The sequence below is a fragment of the Pseudomonas sp. EA_65y_Pfl1_P113 genome (genome assembly GCF_963970525.1).
Taxonomy (GTDB): domain Bacteria; phylum Pseudomonadota; class Gammaproteobacteria; order Pseudomonadales; family Pseudomonadaceae; genus Aquipseudomonas; species Aquipseudomonas tritici.
Window position 1 is genome coordinate 1 of sequence record NZ_CAXAQM010000613.1, and the last position, 445, is coordinate 445.

The 445-nt window shown below is 60.9% G+C and carries 2 protein-coding genes; one reads left to right on the plus strand and one right to left on the minus strand.

What is annotated here, in order from left to right; all coding sequences use genetic code 11:
• Positions 1-206 (plus strand): hypothetical protein (locus tag AACY52_RS31360; RefSeq protein ID WP_339561550.1); only part of this gene is annotated, 206 nt, incomplete at its 5' end.
• On the opposite strand, the gene AACY52_RS31365 is transcribed toward AACY52_RS31360, so the two are convergent.
• A partial coding sequence (locus tag AACY52_RS31365; protein ID WP_339561551.1) for a hypothetical protein occupies positions 195-445 on the minus strand: 251 nt, incomplete at its 5' end. The genes AACY52_RS31360 and AACY52_RS31365 overlap by 12 nt on opposite strands.

The window sequence follows — 445 nt, forward strand, 5'->3', positions numbered from 1 at the left end:
TCGTCGCCGCCCTCGTCCAAGCGGGTTTGGCTGAAACAACCCTACACCGCCACCAGACGGTCGTCTGCGCCCTGCCGCCCCGGCGTGCGCCCATCGTCACGCCGACAGAGCATGAAGAATTGCCCGACAACCCTTATGCCGAACATGACTTGGCTATGGCCGATATCGACCGCCTGCTGGCCCGTTCGGATGCGTCAAGGAAATGAACCCGATCGATCGTAGAGGAACGCAAGCGTCGGATCGGCGAAACGCCCAGTGACGGAGAAATTTGACGCGCTGGACGGCTGTTCAGGCAGGCATGCCGACGATCGGCCAGAAAATGCCGGCAAACGCTTGGTTTTGAACGAGAAAAGAAAAGTGCCCGTAAAGGCCCCTTGGGACGCGAAAATCGCACTCTGGGTAGGCGTGGGCACCCAGAGCCCATCGGCGTGCTCTACGGGCCTCT